This window comes from Proteus genomosp. 4 str. ATCC 51469, from assembly GCF_003144375.1.
Classification (GTDB): domain Bacteria; phylum Pseudomonadota; class Gammaproteobacteria; order Enterobacterales; family Enterobacteriaceae; genus Proteus.
On the sequence record NZ_PENV01000002.1, the window covers coordinates 47,065 to 72,191 of the forward strand.

The following is a 25,127-nucleotide window of genomic DNA, read 5'->3' on the forward strand; positions in this document are numbered from 1 at the left end:
TGTAGTCAGTTCTAAATGAAGTTAATTTAACCTTTCTATCAGAAGTTAGATATCATCTAATTTTATAAAACTTACCAATCATTTATATTATCATTAATATTCTTTTATTTTTACTTTGCATGTAATTTAATTTAATTTACCTTAAGCAAAGTTAGCTTTAATTAATAAGTATCAATGAGAAATTAATATGTCATTAACTCGTTCTTTTATTCTCATTTAATATTTACAAAGATAAATTTATCATTAGGCGATTTTTTACATTGTTAACACTTTTTTGTTTAAAAATCATTTACTGTCTATTCCCTATCTACTCTTTTCCATGAATAATAATAAAAATTACTTTGATACTTCGTTGATACTGATTAATGTCAACTTTCACTTATCAAATTGACTATTTTGATAGATGATATCGTTCCCCTGTTATATTGATATTTAGGACAAAACGCCCATGTCTCACACCTCATTATTTTCTTCTCATGCCCGATTTATTGCACTTCGCCTTCTCCCTAACGAGGATGTGATTATGGCATTACGACAGATTATTAAAGAACAAAACCTAAAATCAGCATTTATTGCAGGTTGTGTGGGAAGTTTAACAGATGTGGTATTACGCTTTGCAGGACGCGAAGAAAATCGCTATCTTACAGGTAAATTTGAGATTGTTTCATTAATTGGAACATTAGATAGTCAAGGTGAACATTTGCATTTAGCAATCTCAGATGAAAATGGATTAATGTGTGGTGGACATATGATGCCAGGTTGTACAGTGCGCACGACGCTAGAGCTCGTTATTGGTGAGTTAGAGCAAGTGACTTTTAGCCGTCAGCCTTGTGAACACTCTGGTTATGAGGAGTTGGTCATCACACCGCGTAAATAGCTTTTTTATAAAAAATAGCTATGTATGCAAAACAATAAAACCAATAGTCACTATCCTTTGTAAAGGTTTTTAAACTATGTCTACAACTCCTCAAATTTCGAGTCGTACGCTCGTACTCATTGTTGTATCTATTGCAATAAATATGATCGGTGGCCAAATTACCTCAATGGTAAAACTCCCTATCTTTTTAGATTCTATCGGTACACTGATTTGTGCCTTATTAGGTGGCCCATGGGTCGCATTATTCACTGGATTATTAACCAATCTATTATGGGGATTAATTAGTGGTCCAATGGCGGCTGCATTTGCTCCAGTAGCCATGATGATAGGATTAAGTGCAGGTTTATTGGCTCGTGCAGGTGGTTTTCGTTCTTTAATTCGCGTTATTGGTTCGGGAATCGTCATTACTTTAGCGTTAATGATTGTCGCCGTTCCAATTCGTACTTATTTATTTGGTGGCGCAACAGGTAGTGGTGCTGATTTCTTTGTTGCTTATTTTCATGCTGTGGGTGAAGGGCTTATTGAGTCTGTTGCCATTACTGTATTAGGTGCAAATCTCGCAGATAAAATATTATCAGCGATTGTCGCTTGGTTATTAGTACGTCAATTACCACAACGAACACAACGTAATTTTCCTGCGATTGCCAAGGTTCGCTAATAATGCATCCATTTACCTCATTGGCATTATGGCTTTGGCTAAGTGCTAGTGTACTTTTTTTATCATTAGGCTTACCACTGCTGATAATCAGCAGTGGTATTTTTATTAGCTTATTGATTTGGAAAGCATCTCGCTGGCGTTGGCGTTTTATTGCTTGGTTAATGATCCCAATGGCAATCGGATTATGGTTAGTCCATAGTGGTTGGTTAGCTTATTGGTTAGTAGGTGGATCTTTAGATACTAGTAAACAAACTATGGCAATAACGCTATGGTTAAGATTATTAGCAATAATAAGTGGTGCTCAATTGTGGTTACAACACTCATCAACAGAGCAATTTATTAGAGCGCTATTTGCTAGCCGTTTACCTATGAGCCTTTCCTATTTATTAGCAGGGCCTTTGCTACTTGTAGAACAATTACGCCAACAATTACACAATATAAGAGAGGCACAATTAGCGCGAGGTGTTCCTCTTGATGGATCATTTTGGCAACGATTCATCACATTACCAGCGATTATTTTGCCTCTTATTAGTCACGTATTAAGTGATTTAACGATTAGAAGTGCAGCATTAGATATGCGAGGATTTCGTATTATTAAAAAACGAACAACCTTATACCCACCAACGGATACGCCACTTCAAACAATGCTTCGCTACTTGATTTTATTGCTTATTTTGGTTGAAGGAGGTATTTGGCTATGGTACTAAATCTTCAGCAATTGAGTTTTACCCCCAAAGGTGACGAAAAACCTATTCTTGGCCCTATTGATTTACAGTTAAAACAAGGAGAATGGCTTGTGATTTTAGGGGGGAATGGCAGCGGAAAAAGCCTTCTTGCGCAATTACTAGCCGGTTGGTACCCCGATTTATTAACAGGTTCAGTGCAAGGCATGGGAATTGTACAAAATATTGCCCTCGATAAAAGCCGATTAGTGTCGCTAGCGCCCGGACGACAACTCGTTCAACAATCGCCACAATTACAACTTTCAGGATGTGCATTCACTGTAGAGCAAGAAATTGCCTTTGGCCCTGAAAATTTGGGGTTGAGCGATAATGAAATTCGATTTCGAGTAAAAGAAGCTATGGCATTAACACAATGTGAATACTTGCGTTTTCGTCACCCTTCAACCCTTTCTGGTGGTGAGGCTCAACGTGTTGTCATAGCTAGTGCGCTTGCTATGCACCCAAAGTTATTATTACTTGATGAAGCTTTTAGTCGCTTAACACCCTATGCAACCCAACAATTACAGCAACACATAAAACACTATGCAAAAGAGCATAAATGCAGTGTAGTTATTTTTGAACGAAATTTATTACCTGCAATAAGTCTGAGTGAGCAATTTTTGTTATTGGAAGCCGGAAAAATGAAGGCAAAAGGTACTTTAGACTCTATTTTTCCGTTCTTATTTTCAACAATTAATGCTCCTGATGCATGGCAAGCTTTACATTGGTTAATTGAAAACCATCATTGGAATAAGAATATTGTGAGTAATGATAAAGCCTTGCTTAATGCTTTTAAGGAATTTTATGTTACAGCTCAATAATGTGACTTATCGCTGGAGTGATGAGGTTCCGCCTTGTATCTCTCAATTATCCTTAACGTTAAATCAAGGAGAATGGATAAGCTTAGTCGGCGATAATGGCGCTGGTAAATCTACTTTATTGCGATTAATTGCAGGACTATTAACTCCCAACGAAGGTGATATAACACTCAATAATCAGTCACTTTTTCAACTAAAAGCACAGCAACGCGCTCATTATATTGGGGTATTATTTCAAGAGCCTGAACGACAAATTTTTCATAATACTGTTGAGAAAGAGATCACGTTTGGTTTAAAGCAACGTAAATTTCCGAAAGAAGAAATTAAAAAATGTTTAGATGAAACACTGTCGCTTTGTGGTTTAAATGATGTTGCAGATGTTCATCCTTTAGATTTACATGCTGGCCAACGTAGAATGGTTGCTGTTGCGAGCTTAAGTATTTTATCACCTCAAATATTATTACTTGATGAACCCACTCGTGATTTTGATGCATATTGGTTAAGTTGTTTTGAGAATTGGCTTCAGGTACAAAAAACATTAGGTACAACGGTATTGGCTATTAGTCATGATCTTGATTTTACTGCTCGCCATTTTCAGCGTGTTATCCATTTATCCTCAGGTAAATTAATTGCTGATGGTTCCCCTGATAAAGTGCTAATGAATTCAACACTGCAATCCCTTTCTGATATTCCTGCGCCTACGCTATACTCATTAAGTCAGAAACTGAAATTGCCAATTAAAAATACACCTATTGAATGGGCAACAATGTTAGTTGAAATGAATAAAAATTCTAAAACAACCTCATAATAATCTTAATATTTATCACTATTATTATGTTTATTTATAAGTAGTTGGAGATAATTAAATGGAAATTATTCACACTTTATTCGATTCCTTGAGTCACTTATCTCCTATTACCCTATTCTTATCTATTATTTTAATCACAGCAGGCAAATCAACCATTGGGATTTCTTCATTTTTGCCCCCGGCTTCTTTAATGTTGATCTTTATCTTTGGTGCTTGTTTACCACTTTATTCTCCAATCTTTCTTTGGCTAGCCACCAGCTTTGGTGCTCTATTAGGTTCAATTTTAAGCTATGAATTAGGGCGCTCTATCTATCGTTTTCCTCGCCTTAAAATATGGGTTAATCGTTATCAATCAAAAATTAATCGTACTCAACAATTATTAAAAAATAAAACTCACTATATTTTATTTATTTCTCGATTTTTAGCTGTCTTTCGCTACTTAACTCCCTTTAGTGCTGGCTTATTAAAACTATCTGCATATGGTATTTATATCACCAGCGCTATTTCTGCTTTAGTTTGGTCTGCAATGTTTGTTTTAATCGCAACAGGTGTACTTACTTTTGCTTTATAAGTGACGAATTAACACTTAATTTTAATCTTTCTATTAATACTAAAAGTGGCCTATTTTCTTTTTACATAATCATATTGTTTAAATATTTTCTGCCCCCTCTTTTTTTCATTTTATTTTTAATTATCGATAAATAGACTATTTTTTAGCTTCTTTTATCTTTTCTTCCATGCTTTATTGATATTTTCTTTCGCATTTTGTGCCTATCACCATAATTATGATTAAAATTTGCATAATTACTATGCTGATCACAATTTGTTATCTTCTTGTTTTAATTTCATTACGCTACGTCACAATTTCTTAACACTCCTTATTTCTATAAAAGTTGTCATGTTGTATACAAGTTGGTGTGAAACATTCACCTGCGTTTTTATGTACAGGAACAACATCATGAGAATAAGAAAAACAAAGCTTGCCATCGGTATTGTTGCTGTTATTGCGGTTGTCTCATTAGCAATAGCTGGCAAAAAAGAGAATGCGAATAAACAATTTCTCTCTGTAGCAACCGCTTCAACAGGAGGAACGTATTATCCGATGGGAGTGGGATTAGCAAACGTATGGAGTACACACCTTAAGGATAGAGGCGTTCAAGTAACAGGGCAATCTTCGGCAGGATCGATAGAAAACATCTATTTAATGCAAAAAAATGAAGCTCAGCTCTCTATTTTGCAAAGTCTTTTAGCTGTGGAAGCTTATGAAGGTGTGCGCAATTTTGAAGGTAAACCAGAAAAAAATCTGCGCTCAATTTCTATGTTGTGGCCCAATGTTGAACACTTTGTTTTAATGAATGACAAAGTAAAAACCGGCACATTAGATGATATTCGTGCGACAAGTTTTTCTGTTGGCCCTCAAGCTAGCGGTACAGAACAATCCACAATTATCATTCTTAAAGGTGTTAATTTAACTAAAAAAGATATTACCCCTGAATATCTTGGGTATGGAGACACTGTTTCTGCCATGCGAGACGGCCGTCTTGACGGTGGCGCTTTACCTGCTGGCGTTCCAGCTTCAGCCGTCACCGACATGTATGCTAGTGGTGTCAGCGCAAAACTACTCGAAGTCACAGATAAACAACTTGATGATATCAATCATGTGGCAAATTCATGGTTTCGTTTTGAAATACCCGCGAATACCTATCCTCGTCAAACTGAAATAGTCAATACAATAGCTCAACCTAATATTTTAATGGCCACAACCAGTATTGATAATGACTTAGTTTATGAGCTAACAAAAACTATGTTTGAGAACCTTCCTGAGGTTCATCAAGTTCATAGCGCAGCTAAATACATCACCACAGAAAATGCATTAAAAGGTGTTTCTGTGCCATTACATTTAGGGGCTTACCGCTACTACAAAGAAATCGGGTTAGAGATCCCAGATTATCTTATTCCACCAGAAGCTCAAACGCAGACTAATAATAAATAACAGGAGTGAGTTATGACTAATAATGACCACCTAACTCCGGTAGAGCCACCTGCATTAGATAAAGAAGCAAGCTCTGGCAATCGCCAACTTGCTGGCATTTACCTGAAAATTACCACGACTCTTGCAATATTAATTTCACTTTATGCAATTTACTCAAACGCATTATCAAATACTCAAGAGTTTTACCGTAATACTATTTTTCTTAGTGGTATTTTAATTTTAGGCTTTATTTTATTCCCATTCTCTAAGCGTTTTTCCACACCTAAATTTAATGGATGGGATTATCTTTTTATTGCTTTAACATTAATCAGTTATGGCTATTTTTTCTTTAATTATGTTGATCTTCATGTAGTAAGAAAAAGTATTCCAAATACTACTGATTATGTCATGGCTATATTAGGGATTATCGTACTGTTTGAAGCAGCAAGAAGAACTACTGGTTATTTCATTCCAGGGCTTGCAATTTTTGCCATTATCTATGCTTTATTTGGTCAGTATTTTATGGGTATTTTCGGTCATGCAGGATTTTCTGTAGAAAGATTGTTATACCGTTTATTTATGACCAGTGAAGGGATTTTTGGTATTACTCTTTCAACGGCCTCCACCGCTATTGTGGTCTTTATTCTCTTTGGTTCATTCTTGAGTGTCAGTGGTGCTACTGCTTTATTTAATGATTTAGCGCTGGCTATCGCAGGTCGTCGTCGTGGAGGGCCTGCCCAAGTTGCGGTTATTTCATCTGCATTAACAGGCTCTTTAAGCGGAAGTGCTGTTGCTAACGTAGCAACAACGGGTACTTTCACCATTCCTTTAATGAAAAGTATTGGATTAACTCCGCGTTTTGCTGGAGCTGTAGAAGCAACCGCATCAACGGGTGGTATGATCATGCCTCCGATTATGGGTGCAGCTGCATTTATTATGGCAGGCTTTTTAGGAATTTCGTATACCACCATTGTTATTGCAGCCATTATTCCAGCACTGTTGTATTACGCCGCATTAATTATGGCCATTGACATTGAAGCCAAGAAACAAGGGTTAAAAGGGCTAAGCAAAGAAAATATTCCACAAGTTAAAGCCGTATTAAAAGCCCGTGGCTTACTATTATTACCATTGGTTATTGTAATTGGAACCTTATTAGTAGGTAAAACACCTATTTATGCTGGCTTCTTAGGTATTCTAACCATTATTGTTGCAAGTTGGATAACACCTGACAAAACTGTTCGTATGACTTTAACGAAAGTGGCTGATGCCTTAGCCGAAGCGGCTCGCGGTTCAGTTCAAGTAACTGTTGCTTGTGCGGCTATTGGCGTGATTATCTGTGTAGTTACAATGACGGGTATCGGGGCAACATTAGCCTTTAATATCGTCTCAATGACGGATAATACACTATGGATGATCTTATTAGTTGTTATGCTAGTGTGTATTGTATTAAGTATGGGGTTACCTTCAACGGCTTTATATATTGTCGTTGCCGTTACAGTGTCACCTATCTTAATTAAAGCTGGTGTTATGCCTTTAGCGGCTCATTTCTTTGTATTCTGGTTTGGGGCACTATCCAATATTACACCTCCTGTTGCCTTAGCCAGTTATACTGCCGCAAGTATTGCAAGAGCAGATCCGATGCAAACATCATGGGATGCAGTTCGATTAGCCCTTCCCGGCTTTATTATTCCGTTTATTTTAGTCTATAACCCTGCTTTACTGATGCAAGGTGATAATTTAGGTGTACTTTCTATTGGATTAATGATTATTACTGCATTAGTCGGAATTTATGCACTAAGTATCGCAACAGCAAACTTTTGGATGATTAAAACAACGTGGTTTGAACGTATTGCATTTGCAGCAGCGGCAATTCTAATGATTAAACCGGGCTTATATACCGATCTTTTAGGTGTTGCCTTGATCCTATTAACTGGTGCATTCCATCTATTACGGTCTAAAAAACAGTTAGCTAATATGGAGCATGCATCTGGAGAAAACTAGATGATACAAAAGATCTCACGCCAAAAAGCGTCGCATCAAATTCTTGAGCAAATAAAGCAAAATATTAGTAACGGAACATACCCTATTGGTGAAAAGTTACCTTCTGAAAATGTACTCGCTGATGCCTTTGGCGTCAGTCGAGTCCCGATCAGAGAAGCATTAGGTGTTTTAGAAGCCAGTGGCATTGTGACTTCACGCCAAGGAGGCGGTCGCCGTGTCATTGACCATTCTATACTCAGTAAATATGAACCATTAGTCATGGAAATTGCTTGCCCTGAAGAGATTGATTCACTGCTTGAGATGCGTGAGGTCATTGAACATGAAGCGGCAGCTATTGCCGCTTTACGTCGAACACCAGAAGAATTACGCGCTATCGAAAATGCCCACGATGCCTTTGTTTTAGCAACAAGACAAAATAAAAGTATTGGTCATGAAGAAGACTATCAATTTCATCGTTCTATTATGGTTGCTGCACACAATCCTTTTTTTGTCAGGATCTTAGATAATATGCATGAGCTTTATCTTGGTGTCTTAATGTATTCATTAAGTCAAAATAAAGGGCGAGAAACAGAAACAGAGCGTGTTATTGCAGAGCATGAAGCAATTGTTGAAGCAATACGCCAACAAGATCACGATGAAACAAGCCATAAAATGCGCCTTCACTTAACTAATGTACGTGGCAAATTAAAGCGCTTACAACAAGAACCCTGTTAATTTAAAATTTATAAAATGGATAAGATTATGACGTATGACGTGATTATTATTGGTGCGGGATTAGTCGGATTAGGGGTTGCAAGTGCGCTACAAGAAAGTCAACCTGAACTAAAACTACTAGTGATTGATAAAGAATCTGGCCCTGCGGCTCATCAAAGTGGACATAACAGTAATGTTGTTCACTCTGGTATTTATTATACTCCAGGGAGCCTTAAAGCAAGGCTGGCTAAACAAGGGAATATCACCACTTATGCGTTTTGCCAACAACATAATCTTTATTACGATCGTTGTGGCAAAGTGATTGTCGCTACCAATGAAAAAGAGCTAAATGCGTTAGAAAACATTTATCAACGTGGCATTGATAATGGGCTTGAAGTTATCAAAATGACTGAAAGTGAGCTTAAAGTTAGAGAGCCTTATGTCAATGGTATTGCTGCCTTATTAGTTCCTGATGCAGGTATTGTGAATTACTCTGAAATTGCAGCAAAACACGTGGAAATTATTCAATCTCGTGGCGGTGAATTTACATTTGGACAAGCGGTTACAGCAATTAATGAAGCCGATGATAGTGTCACTGTAACGACATCCAATGAACGATTTACAGGCAAATGGTTGATTAATTGCGCAGGGTTATTTAGTGATCGTATTGCTAAAATGGCAGGTTATGACACGGGTATGAAGATAGTCCCATTCCGTGGTGAATACTTTATGCTTAATGCTAATAAAAACTACTTAGTCAACCATCTAATTTATCCCGTTCCTAACCCTGATTTTCCATTCTTAGGTGTACACTTCACGCGCATGTATAACGGACATCGCGATGTTGGGCCTAATGCGGTATTAGCGTTTAAACGCGAAGGTTATAAAAAAAGCGATATTAACTTAAAAGATCTCGCTGAAGTGCTCACTTATAAGGGCTTTTGGAAAATTGCAGGTAATTATTTAGGCGAAGGAATGGCAGAGCTTCGTCGTTCATATTCCCGCAAATTATTTACTGCGAATGCACAAAAATTAATTCCTGATTTACGTGAAGCAGATATTCATCCGGGTCCTGCGGGAGTTCGAGCTCAAGCATTAACTCGTGAAGGAAAACTAGTAGATGATTTCCATTTTGTGAAAGGCAAACGTTCATTACATGTGTGTAATGCTCCATCACCTGCAGCAACAGCATCTATTGAAATAGGCAGAGAAATCGTTAGAGAACATTTTTCTTTGTAATTAAAAAATATACGACGAGTAAAAAATAATAAATAGCACTGGCATTAATCAGTGCTATTTATTTTATATCACTTACTACACTCTTTTAGCGCTTCATTCATTAACCATTGCTGAAATATTTCCATTGATGCGGTCATTGGTTTTGACTTTAAATACGTTAACCAATACTTGCCCATTTCAACTTCTATTTTAAAAGGTTGTATTAGTTGACCACTTTCTATTTCTCTTGAAAACATCTTTGCAGGCGCTAATGCAACTCCGCCTTCATAAATCGCGCTTTCTACCATTAATCGTGAAGAATCAAAAATAGAACCTGTTATTTTTATTGGTAGCATACCTGCTTTTTCAAACCATTGTGACCATTCATCTTCTCGATAAGAACGATATAAATTTTCATTTATCAAGTCAGTTGGATAATGTAATCGTTTTGCTGTTGTTGGTGAGCACAAGACCGTTAATGGTGCAGAAAATAAGGCTTTATTATGAGTTAAAGGCCATACCCCTTCGCCAAATCGAATGGCAAAATCAAGTCCTTCGGTTGCCAAATTAACTACGTTATTATTTGTTCTTAAATTCACTTCTATTCTTGGATATTGTTGCTTAAATTCAGCCAATCTAGGTAATAACCAGCCAACAGCAAATGTTCCCACAGTGGCAATCGAAACAACGTCACGGTATTCACCTCGTTCGAACTGTTTAAATACTCGTTCGATATCACTAAACGCGGTTGTTAATACCGAAAATAAGATCTGTGCATCATCTGTTATCTCCAAACCACGGGGTAAACGCTTAAACAGCATCACACCCAAACGTTCTTCTAGCATTCTCACTTGTTGACTCACCGCACCTTGAGTGACATAGAGCTCTAATGCAGCTTTGGTGAAATTAAGGTGTCTTGCGGATGCTTCAAAAGCGCGTAGTGCATTGAGAGGAAGATGTGTTCGCATAATATTATGAGCCATTAGATTTTCTATAGGCTAAGGCGATTTATTATCGATTGTCAATAAATCAATTAAATAGGATATTGCACCTAGTAAATAAATAGCGTTACCTCTTGTCGATAACCATCTATTTATATTGAACTTTCTTTATTAAATTAATATGAGCATCAATTTCTATGTTTAAAACAACATACCGTCAAATTGCAGTGATCGCAGTTTCATTAATATCTCTACTGGCTTCACCAATGCTATGGGCTAAAACAAATAGCACTATTGAAGAACAATTAGCGATACTTGAAAAAAATAGCCAAGGCCGTTTAGGCGTTGCGTTAATTAATACTAAAGATAACTCACAAATAACTTATCGTGGTGATGAGCGCTTTGCCATGGCTAGTACCAGCAAAGTTATGGCTGTAGCCGCCGTTTTAAAAGAGAGTGAAAAACAAGCAGGATTGCTTAATAACTATATAACCATCAAAAAAGCCGATTTAGTCCCATATAGCCCAATTACAGAAAAACATTTAGCAACCGGAATGACATTGGCTCAATTAAGTGCGGCTACCTTGCAATATAGCGATAATACGGCAATGAATAAAATCCTAGATTATTTAGGAGGACCTTCCAGTGTTACTCAATTTGCACGTTCAATTAATGATGTAACTTATCGCCTAGATCGCAAAGAGCCTGAATTAAATACAGCCATTCATGGTGATCCTCGTGATACCACCTCTCCAATTGCGATGGCTAAAAGCCTTCAAGCATTAACATTAGGTGACGCATTAGGTCAATCTCAACGCCAACAACTTGTTACTTGGTTAAAAGGTAATACAACAGGCGATCACAGTATTAAAGCGGGTTTACCAAAGCATTGGATTGTTGGAGATAAAACCGGTAGTGGTGATTATGGCACAACTAATGATATAGCCGTTATTTGGCCTGAAAACCATGCACCATTAATTTTAGTCGTCTATTTCACACAACAAGAACAGAATGCGAAATACCGTAAAGATGTTATTGTTAAAGCAACTGAAATTGTAACAAAAGAGTTTTCCAATTTATCTCAAACAAAATAAGTTTCTTTATTGATAATCTAAACAAGAAATCAAATATAGTAATAGAGCTATTTGTTGGCTCTATTACTACAAGCACATAAAAAAATAATATAAATAACTTACAGATAAACAATTAGATTATAATAAACAAGCACAATATACTGACTTCAATTAAATGGATTTATTTTAAGGAAGGAAAATGGCCGATCTTTTGAATTAATTGGTGAATTATTATCGTGCGCGGGTCAAATCACTCTCACTCAGATCAGACTTTGTATCGTTATTCTTACCATATTAATGCTAATTATTGTCTCTTTATGTACTTGGTCGTTTTATCTCTATTTTATTGGTGCCTTATTATTTTTCTGTATGTTATTTTATACACCAGAGATATATCGGTTTATTAAAAGCTGGATAGTTTAGCTTATGCCAATAAAAAAGCCTCTGTTAAGATTTTAACTTGAGGCTTTCTCTATTAAATATGTCTGTGATAATTAAAAATCAAATAATTCTAAATATTTAGAAAATTAAAGTGGTAAAGCAAAACTCACTTTTACCGTTTCCATTGGTACTTCTGTTTTTATACTTTGGATGCTTGGAATTTGTGTTAAATAATCGGCATGAAAACGACGATATGTTGCTAAATCTTTAGTCACTATCCGAATTAACGCATCACACTCGCCGGCCATTAAATGGCACTCAACCACTTCAGGTAACACCTTAATGGCCTTTACAAATTCTTCTATGGTTTCGGCATCCTGTGCTCTAAACCAGATCCTTGCAAATAAAGATAAACCTGCATCAACCATACTACCATCTAATACAGCAACATAACGCGTGATCACTCCCGACTCTTCAAGTAAACGCACTCGGCGAAGACAAGGTGACGGTGAGAGTCCAACTTCTTTTGCTAGCTCAATATTTTGGATTTTGCCATCACGTTGAAGCACCTGCAAAATATGTTTATCTATCTTATCTAATTTTATTGACATCAAAGATTAACCTTAATTCTATTTGTGGAATTTTATTGCCAATTAATTCTTTTTGTTAGCAACAAAGCAACCCGATTTTTTCGAAAACATCATATAATCTTTCCGCTAAATTTCACAGCAAAAACGATGTTTCTCTTAATCTATCTCTATCAGGTGAAAAGATGGAATTTAACACTTTATTATTATTCGCACTGACTGTTCTACCGCTTATCTGTACACCTGGGCCTGATATTCTTTTTATCTCATCCCAAGGATTATCAGGGGGAATGAAATCAGCATGGATTGCGAATTTAGGTGTGATATCCGGTTATTTAACCCATGCGTTATTGAGTGCTTTAGGGCTTGCCGCCTTAGTATCTACATCCCCCATTATATTTCACTTACTCAAATGGGTCGGTGTTGCCTATATCAGTTATCTTGCTATTAAAATGTTGATATCAGCCTGCAAAAAAGGAAAGTTAGTCCTTAATGCCACTAAAACTTCATCTCTATTTCGTAAAGGTTTTTTAACCAGTTTTCTTAATCCTAAAGGCTTATTAGTTTATCTCGCTATTTTACCAAACTTTATTGATAATCATAATGATGTCGCAACACAATCATTGCTATTATCTGGGATATTTATCACGACTTGCTTAATTATTTATGGTCTTCTTGGTAGCTTCTTTGCTTATATCGGCTTAAAAGGCGGTTTAAGTGATAAACGTCGTCGTTATAACGATGGTATTGCCGGTGGATTACTCACTTTTGCCGCCGTTAATCTGGCTTTTAATTAGCCATAATCCTAAGCATCATTTATTATTTCAGTCAGTATTTGACCACAAAAAATACCTTTATTTTAGTGGTCGAATATCTGCCCATAATAATTGGCAATTTGCGGTTAACGGCCTTATTTCGCCTTCTCGAATATCAGGTAACCACCATGCACCTTGCCCTTTTGATAAATGCTGACAAGTAGCGCCAGTTAAAGTCCATTCACCTTGCGTTATATAAATAAGTCCCGCGTGAGAACTTGGTAATATTAGTGGTTGCGTTACTAATGTGGTTTCTGCTTTCCAGCATGTTCTGCGTACCATAATATTTAAACATTTTACGCCCCCTTTAATCAGCTCCGATTTAACATGAATATCACCTGAAAAATCAAAAGGTTGATAAGGATCAGTGACAGAGTGACTCAGGAACCCAGAGCTATTTAAATTAAGTCCATTGCCTTCTAATAGCACCATTTGCCGTTCAATATCAGGAAACTGCCCTAATGAGCCATTATCTTCGATAGATGTTAAACACGCTCGCCATGAAAAATCATTATTCACTGGCCAACACACGATTTCTTGGGTTGTGCCTTTTTGATTACTCCATGGAATAAACGGTAACTCTTGTTGATCAAAACAACGTAGCTTCATTGTATCCTCCTGCAATATCTGGCTAGTCAGTCTGATAATGAGGTTAAGAATTAATCATTGGAGATTACCGTCCATAAATCAATATATAACTTTTAAAAATGTGCGCTAACGTCCGCTATTTACGTCGTAATTTTCTACATCCTTCACCGATAATTTCCATTCCTTTTTCTGTCCTGCTATTCCATTGAAAAGAAGAATTTAAACGAAAGGCATGGTTAAATTGAGAGCTGGTGGAAAACATAGAACCCGGTGCAATACTGACCCCTCTTTCCAATGCAAAATGATAAAGTTTATTTGCATCAAATGTTGATTCAAATTCTAGCCAGAGAAAATATCCTCCTGTTGGAATATTCACTTTTACATCTTCAGGTAAATGTGACTGTATGGCTTGTAACATGCGATAACGCCTTTGTTCTAATAATAATCTTAATCGACGAAGATGCGTATCATAGCCTCCTTGAGATAGGTAGTCCGCAATGGCTTGCTGTGTCGGCATACTCGCAGAAACTGTACTCATCATTTGTAGCTGTTGTATTTTTGTTGCGTGTTTTCCTGCGGCAACCCAACCTACGCGAAAGCCTGGAGCCAAACATTTAGAAAAAGAAGCACAATGTAATACACTATTCGTTTTATCAAAGCCTTTTACTGGCATTGGTGCCTTTTGACTGTTATAGAGTTCTCCATAGACATCATCTTCAATTAACGTTATCTGTTTTTTCGCTAATATCTCCACCAGCCTTATTTTATTTTCATCAGGCATTGTTCCACCTAATGGGTTTTGGCAATGACTCATCAACCAACACGCTTTTATATCGTATTGATCCACTACTTTTTCGAGTTCATCTAAACAAATTCCTGTTACAGGATCTGTTCGAATCGCAATGGCTTTTAAACGTAAACGTTCAATAGCTTGTAACGCGCCATAAAATGCGGGTGATTCAATCACAACCCAATCACCTGGTTCGGTTACAGCCTGTAAACTAAAGCTCAATGATTCCATTGCACCCGCAGTAATAACAATGTCATCTGGAGAGACGTGAATGCCTTGCAATGCATAGCGTTGTGCAATGTTACGGCGTAACTTTTCATTTCCTGGTGGTAAATTAATTACTGAACTTTGAGGTGCTAAATGCCTTGCTGCCGATGCTAATGCACTGCTGAGTTTAGGTTGGATAAATAAACTAGGATCGGGAAATGCTGAACCAAAAGGAATAATCTCAGGATCTTTACATGCTTGGAGCACATTAAAAATGGAGGTGCTAATCTCAACATTTTCACTCATGTGTAGTCCTTTACTGGCTGTCACTTGACCAAAGCGTGTATTACGATGTGCAACGTAATAACCTGATTGTGGTCGCGCGGTTATCCATCCTTGGCTTTCTAATAACTGATACGATTGTAAAACAGTCATTAAACTTAAACCTGATTGTTTTACCGTATCCCGCAATGAAGGTAAACGGTCGCCAGATTGCCAGATATTATCTTCAATCTGCTGGCGTATTTGCGCTGCAAGCTGTTCATATCGAGTCATATAAAACTGTTCACCTCAAAACTGTTATAGTCATTTTTAAACTTATTGTCACTATTATAGCTTACTGTCATATGGTCTACTAATCCACACGATTTACCTGCAATTTACATATCAATAAAACGAGGTTTTTATGCTTGGGTTAAGTGCCTTCGATTTGGCGCGTATCCAATTTGCGTTCACAGTTTCTTTTCATATTATCTTCCCCGCGATTACTATCGGACTGGCTAGTTTTTTAGCTGTATTGGAAGGTTTATGGTTAAAAACTCGCAATAAGGATTATTTAGCGTTATTTCATTTCTGGTCAAAAATATTCGCTGTTAACTTTGCTATGGGTGTTGTCTCTGGTTTGGTTATGGCCTATCAATTTGGAACCAACTGGAGCTTTTTTTCTGACTTTGCCGGCTCAATTACAGGCCCTTTGCTGACTTATGAAGTGCTTACCGCTTTCTTCCTAGAAGCGGGGTTTTTGGGGGTAATGCTATTTGGTTGGAATAAAGTGGGTGAAAAACTTCACTTTTTCGCAACCTGTATGGTGGCATTAGGCACATTGATGTCAACGTTTTGGATCTTGGCATCAAATAGCTGGATGCAGACACCACAAGGATTCGAAATCATTAATAACCAAGTTGTACCCGTAGATTGGATTGCGGTTATTTTTAACCCCTCTTTCCCTTATCGTCTCGCTCATATGGGCGTTGCCGCATTCCTTGCTTCTGCTTTCTTTATTGCAGCTTCTGCAGCGTGGCATCTCCTTAAAGGCAATAAAACATCAGCAATGAAAAAGATGCTTTCAATGTCTTTGTGGATGATTTTAATTTTAGCACCAATTCAAGCACTCATTGGTGATGTCCATGGTTTAAATACCTTAAAACATCAACCTGCAAAAATTGCTGCTATTGAAGGCCATTGGGAAAATAAACCGGGTGAAGCAACACCGTTAATTCTTTTTGGTATGCCTGATATGAATGCTGAAGAAACGAAATATAAGATAGAAATCCCTTATCTTGGCAGCATGATCTTAACTCACAGCTTAGAAAAACAAGTTCCGGCATTAAAAGAATTCCCTAAAGAAGACCGACCTAATTCACTTATCGTTTTCTGGTCTTTCCGCATTATGGTTGGCCTAGGGATGTTAATGATTTTAGTGGGTGTTTGGGGAACTTGGCTGCGATATAAAAAGAGACTTTATGAATCTAAGACCTTCTTACGTTTAACGTTTTTAATGGCGCCATCAGGTCTTATCGCTATTCTTGCAGGTTGGTTTACAACAGAAGTAGGTCGTCAGCCTTGGGTTGTTTATGGCATACAGAGAACACGAGACGCCGTCTCTGCTCATGGTGAAATGCATATGAGTATAAGCCTGCTGATCTTCTTTGTTGTTTATGGCTCTGTGTTCGGTGTTGGATATGCCTATATGTTAAGACTGATCCGTAAAGGTACTTCGGAGGTTCATCATGGGAATTGATTTACCCGTTATTTGGTTCATCATTATCGTATTTAGTACATTAATGTATATTGTAATGGATGGCTTCGATCTCGGTATCGGTATGCTCTATCCATTTATTAAAAGCGACCAAGATCGTGACTTAATGATGAATACCGTAGCCCCAGTATGGGATGGTAACGAGACATGGTTAGTCTTGGGAGGAGCTGCATTATTTGGTGCATTTCCGCTTGCTTATGCTGTTATTCTTGATGCATTAGCAATGCCTTTAACTTTAATGCTTGTCGCGCTGATTTTCCGTGGTGTTGCCTTTGAATTTCGTTTTAAAGCAGATAACAGTCACAAAAGCTTTTGGGACAAATCCTTTATTTTCGGATCAATACTAGCAACCTTTATGCAAGGCGTTGTCGTTGGTAGCGTTGTTCAAGGTCTACCTGTTGTTAATCGTACATTTGCAGGTAGCTATTTTGATTGGCTGTCACCTTTTGCACTCTTTTGTGGTTTTGGTTTAGTTATCGCCTACTCCTTATTAGGATGTGGCTGGCTAATTATGAAAACCGAAGGCCATTTACAGCAAAATTTATATAAAGTTGCTAAACCACTGACACTGGTAATGCTTGCTGTGATCGCTGTTGTTAGTGCATGGACACCACTAGCACAACCTGCCATTGCTGAACGCTGGTTCACGTTACCTAACTTGTTCTTCTTTTTACCCGTTCCACTTTTAGTGTTATACAGCTCATGGCTGATTTTGCGTTCGATAAAAAAACAAGGGCATTATCTTCCTTTCTTTGGAGCATTGGCTTTAATTTTCTTAGGTTTTGCTGGATTAGGCATCAGTATTTGGCCTAACATTATTCCGCCTGCCGTGAGTTTTGTAGCAGCTTCTGCACCACCAGAAAGCCAAGGATTTATGTTAGTTGGTGCGCTCTTTATTATTCCAATTATTCTCGTTTACACATTCTGGAGTTATTACGTTTTCAGAGGAAAAACCAATTATGAAGAAGGCTATCACTGATCCACAAATACAAAGCAAACCCTCATTATTAAAAAAATGGGGCTGGCTAATTACAATTTGGTTTTGTAGTGTTTTAGCTTTATTTGCGGTTTCTTCTCTTTTTCGATTCTTAATGACACTTGCGGGAATGAAAGTGAAGTAAAGGCAAAACACACACAGCAATATAAAACATAGTCCCGCAAACGGTAAAATAAACACAAAGGGCTGATATTATTTTAGCCCTTTCTTATTTTCCATAATTAACTAAAATTAAATCAAACGCATTGATAAAATAACTATAAATACATCATTTTTGATTAATAGTAAGGGATAAAATCTTTTTTATTCTGTTATAACGATAAATAAAGATATAAAAAATCCTATAAAAAGCCATCTTCACTAGAAATAAAATAGAGTACTTGTTGAATTCAATTTCTAAAGTAATTATGATACCCGCCGCTTAGCACTCCACACCTGTATTAGTTTATAAAGACGTATATTGAGCATCATTTAGATATTACCTATTTGATTAACTTAAAAATTAAGCTTATATCCCTATGAAATAGAGGGAATGACCATAATGTCTTTTTAAAAAATATATTTTGATAATTTAGAATTATCTTAATTGCTAAGAAAGATCACCTAAACTAGGCTTACGTATTGTTGCTACTAAATTAAGGATGAAGTCATGAATTGGTATTTGGAAGTCATTAAAAATAATTACGCTAACTTTTCAGGTCGTGCTCGCAGAAAAGAATATTGGATGTTTACTCTGGTAAATACCATTATCATTACTGTTCTATATGCTATTTTAATGTCATCAATAGACATGAACACTGGTGAAACGAGTTCATTAGGTTCGATTGTAGGTATTATTATCGGTATTTATTCTTTAGCTATTATCGTACCTAGCCTTGCTGTAACTATTCGTCGTTTCCACGACCAAGATAAATCAGGTTGGATGTTCTTACTTGCATTTATTCCTGCTGTTGGTGGATTAATTGTTTTTGTCTTTATGTGCCTAGAAGGAACTAAAGGCGACAACAGATTTGGCCCAGATCCTAAAGCTTAATCTATTACTGGCGTCATATAAAAATACAGTGAGTATACTATTTTAAGTTTACTCACTGTATTAATTGATTTTTCTGCCTTTATTTCAACTATCTAAAACTATTTCTTTCTTCAAATAATACCAGCCCCCGCCTACCACATTGTATTTTAGTGTTTTTATTTTCTTCTAATTTCTCTAATTAATGCCTCTGAATTATTACCACAAGCTTATTACATTGATTTTTAAGTTTTTTTCTTTATCGTAATTTGAGCCTAATCACACAATGATAAGTAAAACATACACCTCACTTTACTAAATCAAAGTTAATGTTGATAATGACTATCATTATTAATTGAAAATGATAATATCTACATCGAAAAAACAATTAAATGAGTCAGGTAAAAAAACGTGAGTAACCAAAAAACACCTCAAGAAAAAAACATTTATAAACCAGCGCCGCCTCGCCTAGTTCAAGTAAAACGTATTACTGATGTCACGCCAGGAATGCGCTGTATTACCTTTACTAGTGATGATTTAGATACTTACCCTGCTGATACAGCGGGCGCACATCTAAAAATATTTTTACCATTAGAAGGTCAAGTGAAGCCTACAGTACCGGGTTTTTCTGAAAAAGGCCCTAAATGGCCTGAAGGCGAACCAAGATCGATTGTACGAACTTATAGTGTTCGTGCTATTCGCCCAGAGCAAAAAGAGTTAGACATTGAATTTGCTGTTCATGACGATGTTGGCCCAGCTATTCATTTTGCACTAAATGCTAAGCAAGGCGACTACATTGGGATCACTAATCCAGGTGGCCCTGATCCCCTTTTAGCCCCTGCGTCACATTACTATATGGCAGCCGATCCAAGTTCATTACCTGCTTTAATGGCTTTAATTGAAACCATGCAGCCTAATGTTCAAGGAAAAGTCGTTATCCGAGTAGAAGACGAAACCCATCGTCAAGAAATTAAACGTCCTAATGGATTAGAAATAATATGGCTGATTGGCTCAGTTGAAGAACAAACTGAAAACTTAATTAATGAATTTATGTCATGGGAATTACCTGCTGAAGATGTGGCATTTTGGATTGCAGGTGAAGACAAAATTATTCGTGCATTAAGACGTCATATTCGTCGTGATAACGGTTACGATCGTAGCTTAATTTATGCCATTCCTTATTGGCGTTTTGGTTATGACGAAGAAGGTTATCACGCTGAACGTCACCATGTTATGGATAATGAAGACGTAAGCTAAGCAATAAATTAAAGATTAAACGTTGGCTGTACAGGCTGCATATTAACTCCCTCAATAATATGCAGCCTTTTTTATTTTATAAAAAATTTCTTATGCCCAATTTAATCATTATAAGCAGCTAATACATGATGACATAATGTAGATCGCACACAATCTTCCTGCATAAACTTAATCACACCTACTCGACTATTAGCCTCAAATCGAATAAGAGCATCCGCTAATCCAGACGGTACACCAGAAGGTAAATCACACTGTGTAATATCTCCATTTACCACAACAGTGACATTCTCACCCATTCTAGTTAAGAATAGCTTCATTTGATTCACAGTAACATTCTGTGCTTCATCTAAAATAACAAATGCATTTTCAAAAGTACGGCCTCGCATATAAGCAAAAGGTGCAATTTCAACCTTGCCAATTTCAGGACGTAAACAATATTGTAAGAATGAAGCGCCTAAACGTTTCACTAATACGTCGTAGACAGGACGAAAATAGGGTGCGAATTTTTCCGCAATATCACCAGGTAAAAACCCAAGATCTTCATCTGCCTGCAACACTGGTCGAGTAACAATAATACGTTCTATTTCTTTATTAATTAAGGCATCGGCAGCCATTGCAGTACTGAGAAAGGTTTTGCCACACCCGGCTTCCCCTGTAGCGAAAATAAGATCTTGATGTTTAATTGCATTCATATATTGGCGTTGTACTTCATTGCGAGGAGATAACAAGCGTTCATCACGCTTTTCTCTCGCCATACCAATGGTATCAATATCCCCAAATCCTGGTAAAACCATAACATTATCTCGATGCGCCCCATTACGTTGTTCTTTACGTGAGGTGCGTTTATTTTCTCGGCGTAAACGTGTTGCTGCTTTTTGTCTACTCATAGTGGTATTTACCCTTGTTAGTCTTCAAAAAGTCATCGACATCTCTATTTGTATTCCATTCGCTTACCGATGAGTCCCCTTCAGACTCTGTTTAGTCGCAGAAAACAAAAAAACCGGTCACAATCCTGAACATTAAACATCAATGAACGGTTGTTGCCGGTTTTCTGTGAGTAACGAGATATTTCCATTGCTTCTATCATTCATATTCCCCATCATGGAGTTAGAGTGAAAATTAACGAAGCTTTATGACAGTATAATGACAAAAGAAAAATATTTTCAATACTGAGTCGATCTATAACGAGATGAACTTAACATAAAAATAACAATAAATGTTATTTTAGGGGGAGTAAATGAATTTCTTACGATTACCTTTTATTTATTGGTTACTACTTAACCTAATTCCATTTATTGGTTTTGAACTTCATTCAGGCTCTCTGAATATGGGTTTCTTTTTTTATTTAGGTTTACTCACGATTACTACTTCTGGGATCTGGCTTTTTTATTGCCTCTCATTTTTTATTAAACAAAAAACATCTCCTAATCCCAATCACACACCTCGACAACTAGTGACAAGTGGCCCTTATAAAATTAGCCGTAATCCTATGTATCTCGGTTTTTTGGATATCAGTATTGGGCTGTTTTTTATTTTTGGTAATTGGGGATTTTTGGGTGCTGCGATTGCGTTTTACTTTATTACTGATCGCTATACGATAGTACGTGAAGAAAAGATCTTAAGTGAGTTATTTCCACAAGCGTGGCAACAATATTGTCGCCACGTTCGTCGTTGGATGTAATATCAATAATAACCCTTAAGGCTGTTTGCAATTATTTGCTAAACGATAACCAGCCTTAATAGCCTCATTTTCTGTTTTAAAGAAGACAGCATTTTTATCTGACATGGTTTTATAACCAGAGCAATGGGCAAAATGATAAATCTTGCTATTTATATTACCCTTAATACTTTCAGATTGTTCTGTACTTACTTGTTTAGGTGTTTCAGTTTTAGTTTTAGTGACAGGTGCATTATTTGTTGCAGATAATCCGGCACCACTATTTTTATGTCCTAATTGCCACTTCACTTCTCCCGTTACAAAAGGATTATGATATCCAACGACACGAGCAATGCGATTATCACGCTCTTTTTCCCATACCGTTGGTGGATAAGCCTTATCCCAAGCCATTAATAATTGTTGTTGCTGACGTGACATTGAAAGGTTATAGCGGTCATGTAAATAGAAATAGACCCTTGCTACTTGACCTTTCACTTCATTACGAGGCTCAAAGGTGCGTGAAGCAAAATCAACACGGCTACGACATTGGCCATATTGGTAAGGCGCTTGAGCAGGTAATTGCCCAAAGCTGAAATTACTACGATCGCCATTAACTTCACCAATAGAAGGCGCTAAATTATGTAAATCAGCTTCGATCTTGCCAAACACAGGATCGTTTTTCACACAATTAGCTCTTCCTCCATTTTGCCAGCATTGACGCTGATGCCCAAACACCCATGCAGGAACAATATGTTCCCACTCAATACGTGCAGCTCTTGTTTGTTGTGTTCTTACTTGATAGCCACAACTAGCTAAATCAACACGACCACCTGATTTCCCTACCCATTCCCAATCACAGCCACAATAAATCGTTCCTTGTGATTTTTGATTTTGATCATAATAGATACGTTCTTTTGCTATCTCTTTTGCTTTTGTAAAATTTTCTGGCGCTTGTGCTTGAACATTTAATGTAAAAATAAATAAACCCAACACAACCGCAGTATAGTGTAATATTTTTCTCAAAGTGGTATCTGCCTTACGCTTTATTTTATTAAACCCAATAAGAATTATCTTTAATAACCAACTGATAATCTTATTTTTATTTTTATTTATTTTACCTTTTTTAAATTTATTTTGGGCAATCTTTCTTACTATTTTTTATGTAAAAAATAAAACAATAAGCGTGAATGGGAATAGAAAAAGCCGTTATTCTCGACATTAACGCAAAAGGGATTTGCTATGGTTTAGTCCATCAATGATTTGGAGAAATTTAAAAATGAATGAGAATATGCTGAATTTGATGGATGAATTAGTCGAGATCACAAAAAAGCATGCGAATAACGAAGATGTTAAAGCGCATGCAAGTTTGGAGTCTGAAAACAAATTACGAATTCAAATTATTATTTCTGACAAAAATGAACTGGATATTACATTAAATTCACTACAACACGCGATGTAAGAAATTATACACTCGGACGCTTGCGATATAACCATAATCCCGGCAAGGATAGCCCGATAGAGAGCGCACCGACAATAAATGAAGCTTTAAGGAAATTAGTAACTAAAGCTTCAAAAATCTCCTCGCTATAACCGATTTGTGTTAATTTCACCACAGAGATCATCGCGATATAAGCATTAATTCCGGGGAACATTGGAATAACAGCCGCGACAGTGAAAACTTTAGGATGCGCAAGCCACCAGCGTGACCATTGAATGCCAATACAACCGACTAAAATTGCGGCACAGAAACTTGCCCATTCAATATTCATTCCACTCATAATCAGTACAGTACGTGAGCCATGCCCTATTGCCCCTAATAACGCGCAATATTTTAAAGCACGTAAAGGTACATTAAATACCATTGCGAAACCCACCGCAGGAATGGCTGCTAAAATCATATCTTCAATAAGGGTAAGAATAATCGTTATTATGCCCAATCTCTTAACTCCCATACTGCCATGGCTAAAATAACCCCTAAACAGGTTGCCAATGTTAACATTGTTGCCATTGCCCAACGCGCTAAGCCCGTATTAACATGACCTTTAAACATATCAGCAACAGCATTAATTAAAGGAAATCCGGGAACCAGTAATAAAACACTGGCGGCCATTGAAATAGTTGCGGTTGTTTGAAAATAAGAGAGTTTTAATAATAAACCTGAAACAGATGTGGCAACAAAAGCAGTAATACAGAAATTAATTAGTGGATTCATTTGGCGATGCGTTAATACTTGGCGTACAAACATACCAAGACCGCCACCAATAGCTGAAACTAAAAAACCATCCCAATTGCCACCATTTAATTTAGAGAAACAGCCACAAGATAAGGCAACCATAAAAATAATCGCCCAACGTGGATAACGTAATGGTTTTATGTGCTCAAAGCGTTTTCTTGCTTCATGAATATCTGCGAGGTGATGTTCAACTAAAATAACAATATGCTGAACTTCTGTCACAACATGCATATTAATGCCACGATCAACTATCTTTCGTGTTGATGTCTGGCAATGTCCATTAACTATCGTCGTTAATACAACTGCATTAGCAGAAATTGCACTTTCGACTTGATGTACACCTAAAGCTAAACCTAAACGGGTTGAAAGCTGTTCAACCAGCATACTTTCTGCGCCATGTTGCAATAGCAATAACGCAGTTTGAATACATAACTTGGTAATTTCACGCTGTTTATCTTGTGAAATGGCAGTGCAGTCCGCCATTATCTCATTATCCATACCATGCCTTAGTTTTAATCACAAACGAGCCACTGCTAATATAAAGTTTATCAGCATAGCTTGTTTTTCGCTCTATTATCTTTCAATACTATTATGAACAAATAAAATATTTAAGGCAGTAGGTAGATCAATCTTTATTTACTCACTCGCTCATTCGTAGATTTCTTCTTTAGAAAAAACCATTAAATAATATGTACTCTAAATCATTCTAGGTATAGCTAGCCAATAAGTAGCGCTTTTAGGATACGAGCAATGGTATATAACTTGCGCTAATAGACGCCGCCGTCTA

The 25,127-nt window shown here is 36.9% G+C and carries 27 protein-coding genes; 19 read left to right on the plus strand and 8 right to left on the minus strand.

Annotated elements, in window-relative coordinates; genetic code table 11:
• Positions 1 to 448 precede the first annotated feature (448 nt).
• The 10 genes from DK866_RS02395 to lhgO all read left to right on the plus strand — a co-directional run bounded on the left by DK866_RS02395 (position 449) and on the right by lhgO (position 9,788).
• Positions 449 to 877, plus strand: coding sequence for a PPC domain-containing DNA-binding protein (locus tag DK866_RS02395; RefSeq protein WP_109407588.1), 429 nt, complete (start codon positions 449 to 451; stop codon positions 875 to 877).
• Between the two features lie 76 nt (positions 878 to 953).
• Positions 954 to 1,535, plus strand: coding sequence for an ECF transporter S component (locus tag DK866_RS02400; RefSeq protein WP_109407589.1), 582 nt, complete (start codon positions 954 to 956; stop codon positions 1,533 to 1,535).
• Positions 1,536 to 1,537: 2 nt separating this feature from the next.
• Positions 1,538 to 2,242, plus strand: coding sequence for an energy-coupling factor transporter transmembrane component T (locus tag DK866_RS02405; protein WP_167395469.1), 705 nt, complete (start codon positions 1,538 to 1,540; stop codon positions 2,240 to 2,242).
• Positions 2,233 to 3,078 (plus strand): energy-coupling factor ABC transporter ATP-binding protein, encoded by an 846-nt coding sequence (locus tag DK866_RS02410; RefSeq protein ID WP_109407590.1) that lies wholly within the window; start codon positions 2,233 to 2,235, stop codon positions 3,076 to 3,078. The genes DK866_RS02405 and DK866_RS02410 overlap by 10 nt, the downstream gene beginning before the upstream one ends.
• Complete coding sequence (locus DK866_RS02415) at positions 3,062 to 3,883, plus strand: energy-coupling factor ABC transporter ATP-binding protein (RefSeq protein WP_109407591.1); 822 nt, start codon at positions 3,062 to 3,064, stop codon at positions 3,881 to 3,883. Before DK866_RS02410 ends, DK866_RS02415 begins: the two co-directional genes overlap by 17 nt.
• A 58-nt stretch (positions 3,884 to 3,941) precedes the next feature.
• Positions 3,942 to 4,454 (plus strand): DedA family protein, encoded by a 513-nt coding sequence (locus DK866_RS02420; protein ID WP_109407592.1) that lies wholly within the window; start codon positions 3,942 to 3,944, stop codon positions 4,452 to 4,454.
• Positions 4,455 to 4,841: 387 nt separating this feature from the next.
• The gene (locus tag DK866_RS02425) at positions 4,842 to 5,876 is read left to right on the plus strand and encodes a TAXI family TRAP transporter solute-binding subunit (protein ID WP_109407593.1); all 1,035 of its coding nucleotides are present in this window, start codon (positions 4,842 to 4,844) and stop codon (positions 5,874 to 5,876) included.
• A gap of 12 nt (positions 5,877 to 5,888) precedes the next feature.
• A complete protein-coding gene (locus tag DK866_RS02430; protein WP_109407594.1) occupies positions 5,889 to 7,856 on the plus strand; it encodes a TRAP transporter permease in 1,968 nt (655 codons plus the stop codon).
• Positions 7,857 to 8,570, plus strand: coding sequence for a FadR/GntR family transcriptional regulator (locus DK866_RS02435; protein WP_109407595.1), 714 nt, complete (start codon positions 7,857 to 7,859; stop codon positions 8,568 to 8,570).
• Between the two features lie 15 nt (positions 8,571 to 8,585).
• Entirely contained in the window at positions 8,586 to 9,788 is a 1,203-nt protein-coding gene (lhgO, locus tag DK866_RS02440; protein WP_109407596.1) for an L-2-hydroxyglutarate oxidase, read from the plus strand.
• 68 nt (positions 9,789 to 9,856) lie between these two features.
• On the opposite strand, the gene DK866_RS02445 is transcribed toward lhgO, so the two are convergent.
• Positions 9,857 to 10,735, minus strand: a complete 879-nt coding sequence (locus DK866_RS02445) for a LysR family transcriptional regulator (protein ID WP_109407866.1) — start codon at positions 10,733 to 10,735, stop codon at positions 9,857 to 9,859.
• Between the two features lie 170 nt (positions 10,736 to 10,905).
• Between DK866_RS02445 and bla the strand changes: the two genes are divergently transcribed.
• Complete coding sequence (gene bla, locus DK866_RS02450) at positions 10,906 to 11,802, plus strand: class A beta-lactamase (RefSeq protein WP_109407597.1); 897 nt, start codon at positions 10,906 to 10,908, stop codon at positions 11,800 to 11,802.
• 506 nt (positions 11,803 to 12,308) lie between these two features.
• On the opposite strand, the gene DK866_RS02455 is transcribed toward bla, so the two are convergent.
• Positions 12,309 to 12,773: an Lrp/AsnC family transcriptional regulator gene (locus DK866_RS02455; protein WP_036936508.1), complete on the minus strand. Its 465-nt coding sequence runs from the start codon at positions 12,771 to 12,773 to the stop codon at positions 12,309 to 12,311.
• Positions 12,774 to 12,934: 161 nt separating this feature from the next.
• On the opposite strand from DK866_RS02455, the gene DK866_RS02460 reads away from it, so the two are divergent.
• A complete protein-coding gene (locus DK866_RS02460; RefSeq protein WP_109407598.1) occupies positions 12,935 to 13,546 on the plus strand; it encodes a LysE family translocator in 612 nt (203 codons plus the stop codon).
• A 57-nt stretch (positions 13,547 to 13,603) separates the two neighbouring features.
• On the opposite strand, the gene DK866_RS02465 is transcribed toward DK866_RS02460, so the two are convergent.
• Positions 13,604 to 14,173: a HutD/Ves family protein gene (locus tag DK866_RS02465; protein ID WP_109407599.1), complete on the minus strand. Its 570-nt coding sequence runs from the start codon at positions 14,171 to 14,173 to the stop codon at positions 13,604 to 13,606.
• Between the two features lie 115 nt (positions 14,174 to 14,288).
• On the minus strand, positions 14,289 to 15,704 hold the full coding sequence (locus DK866_RS02470; protein ID WP_109407600.1) for a PLP-dependent aminotransferase family protein: 1,416 nt from the start codon (positions 15,702 to 15,704) through the stop codon (positions 14,289 to 14,291).
• A 130-nt stretch (positions 15,705 to 15,834) separates the two neighbouring features.
• Here DK866_RS02470 and DK866_RS02475 point away from each other — a divergent pair, with 130 nt between their 5' ends.
• The 5 genes from DK866_RS02475 to DK866_RS02495 all read left to right on the plus strand — a co-directional run bounded on the left by DK866_RS02475 (position 15,835) and on the right by DK866_RS02495 (position 20,450).
• Positions 15,835 to 17,169 (plus strand): cytochrome ubiquinol oxidase subunit I, encoded by a 1,335-nt coding sequence (locus DK866_RS02475; RefSeq protein WP_109407601.1) that lies wholly within the window; start codon positions 15,835 to 15,837, stop codon positions 17,167 to 17,169.
• The gene (gene cydB, locus DK866_RS02480) at positions 17,159 to 18,166 is read left to right on the plus strand and encodes a cytochrome d ubiquinol oxidase subunit II (RefSeq protein ID WP_109407602.1); all 1,008 of its coding nucleotides are present in this window, start codon (positions 17,159 to 17,161) and stop codon (positions 18,164 to 18,166) included. The genes DK866_RS02475 and cydB overlap by 11 nt, the downstream gene beginning before the upstream one ends.
• Entirely contained in the window at positions 18,147 to 18,308 is a 162-nt protein-coding gene (locus DK866_RS02485; RefSeq protein WP_072068259.1) for a DUF2474 domain-containing protein, read from the plus strand. The genes cydB and DK866_RS02485 overlap by 20 nt, the downstream gene beginning before the upstream one ends.
• A 525-nt stretch (positions 18,309 to 18,833) precedes the next feature.
• Complete coding sequence (locus DK866_RS02490) at positions 18,834 to 19,217, plus strand: DUF805 domain-containing protein (protein ID WP_088495407.1); 384 nt, start codon at positions 18,834 to 18,836, stop codon at positions 19,215 to 19,217.
• Positions 19,218 to 19,604: 387 nt separating this feature from the next.
• Positions 19,605 to 20,450 carry a siderophore-interacting protein gene (locus DK866_RS02495; protein WP_109407603.1) on the plus strand — a complete coding sequence of 282 codons (846 nt, stop codon included), beginning with the start codon at positions 19,605 to 19,607 and terminating at the stop codon, positions 20,448 to 20,450.
• A 101-nt stretch (positions 20,451 to 20,551) separates the two neighbouring features.
• On the opposite strand, the gene phoH is transcribed toward DK866_RS02495, so the two are convergent.
• Positions 20,552 to 21,337 carry a phosphate starvation-inducible protein PhoH gene (gene phoH / locus DK866_RS02500; RefSeq protein WP_109407604.1) on the minus strand — a complete coding sequence of 262 codons (786 nt, stop codon included), beginning with the start codon at positions 21,335 to 21,337 and terminating at the stop codon, positions 20,552 to 20,554.
• Positions 21,338 to 21,687: 350 nt separating this feature from the next.
• Here phoH and DK866_RS02505 point away from each other — a divergent pair, with 350 nt between their 5' ends.
• On the plus strand, positions 21,688 to 22,131 hold the full coding sequence (locus DK866_RS02505; protein ID WP_109407605.1) for a methyltransferase family protein: 444 nt from the start codon (positions 21,688 to 21,690) through the stop codon (positions 22,129 to 22,131).
• 15 nt (positions 22,132 to 22,146) lie between these two features.
• Here the strand turns inward: DK866_RS02505 and DK866_RS02510 are convergent, their stop codons facing one another.
• Positions 22,147 to 23,130: an endonuclease gene (locus DK866_RS02510; protein WP_109407606.1), complete on the minus strand. Its 984-nt coding sequence runs from the start codon at positions 23,128 to 23,130 to the stop codon at positions 22,147 to 22,149.
• 253 nt (positions 23,131 to 23,383) lie between these two features.
• On the opposite strand from DK866_RS02510, the gene DK866_RS02515 reads away from it, so the two are divergent.
• Positions 23,384 to 23,566 carry a hypothetical protein gene (locus DK866_RS02515; protein ID WP_036912881.1) on the plus strand — a complete coding sequence of 61 codons (183 nt, stop codon included), beginning with the start codon at positions 23,384 to 23,386 and terminating at the stop codon, positions 23,564 to 23,566.
• Between the two features lie 4 nt (positions 23,567 to 23,570).
• On the opposite strand, the gene DK866_RS02520 is transcribed toward DK866_RS02515, so the two are convergent.
• Both DK866_RS02520 and DK866_RS02525 read right to left on the minus strand, forming a co-directional pair.
• Positions 23,571 to 24,044: a threonine/serine exporter gene (locus tag DK866_RS02520; RefSeq protein ID WP_176694679.1), complete on the minus strand. Its 474-nt coding sequence runs from the start codon at positions 24,042 to 24,044 to the stop codon at positions 23,571 to 23,573.
• Positions 24,035 to 24,838: a threonine/serine ThrE exporter family protein gene (locus DK866_RS02525; RefSeq protein ID WP_109407607.1), complete on the minus strand. Its 804-nt coding sequence runs from the start codon at positions 24,836 to 24,838 to the stop codon at positions 24,035 to 24,037. The genes DK866_RS02520 and DK866_RS02525 overlap by 10 nt, the downstream gene beginning before the upstream one ends.
• Positions 24,839 to 25,127: the final 289 nt, after the last annotated feature.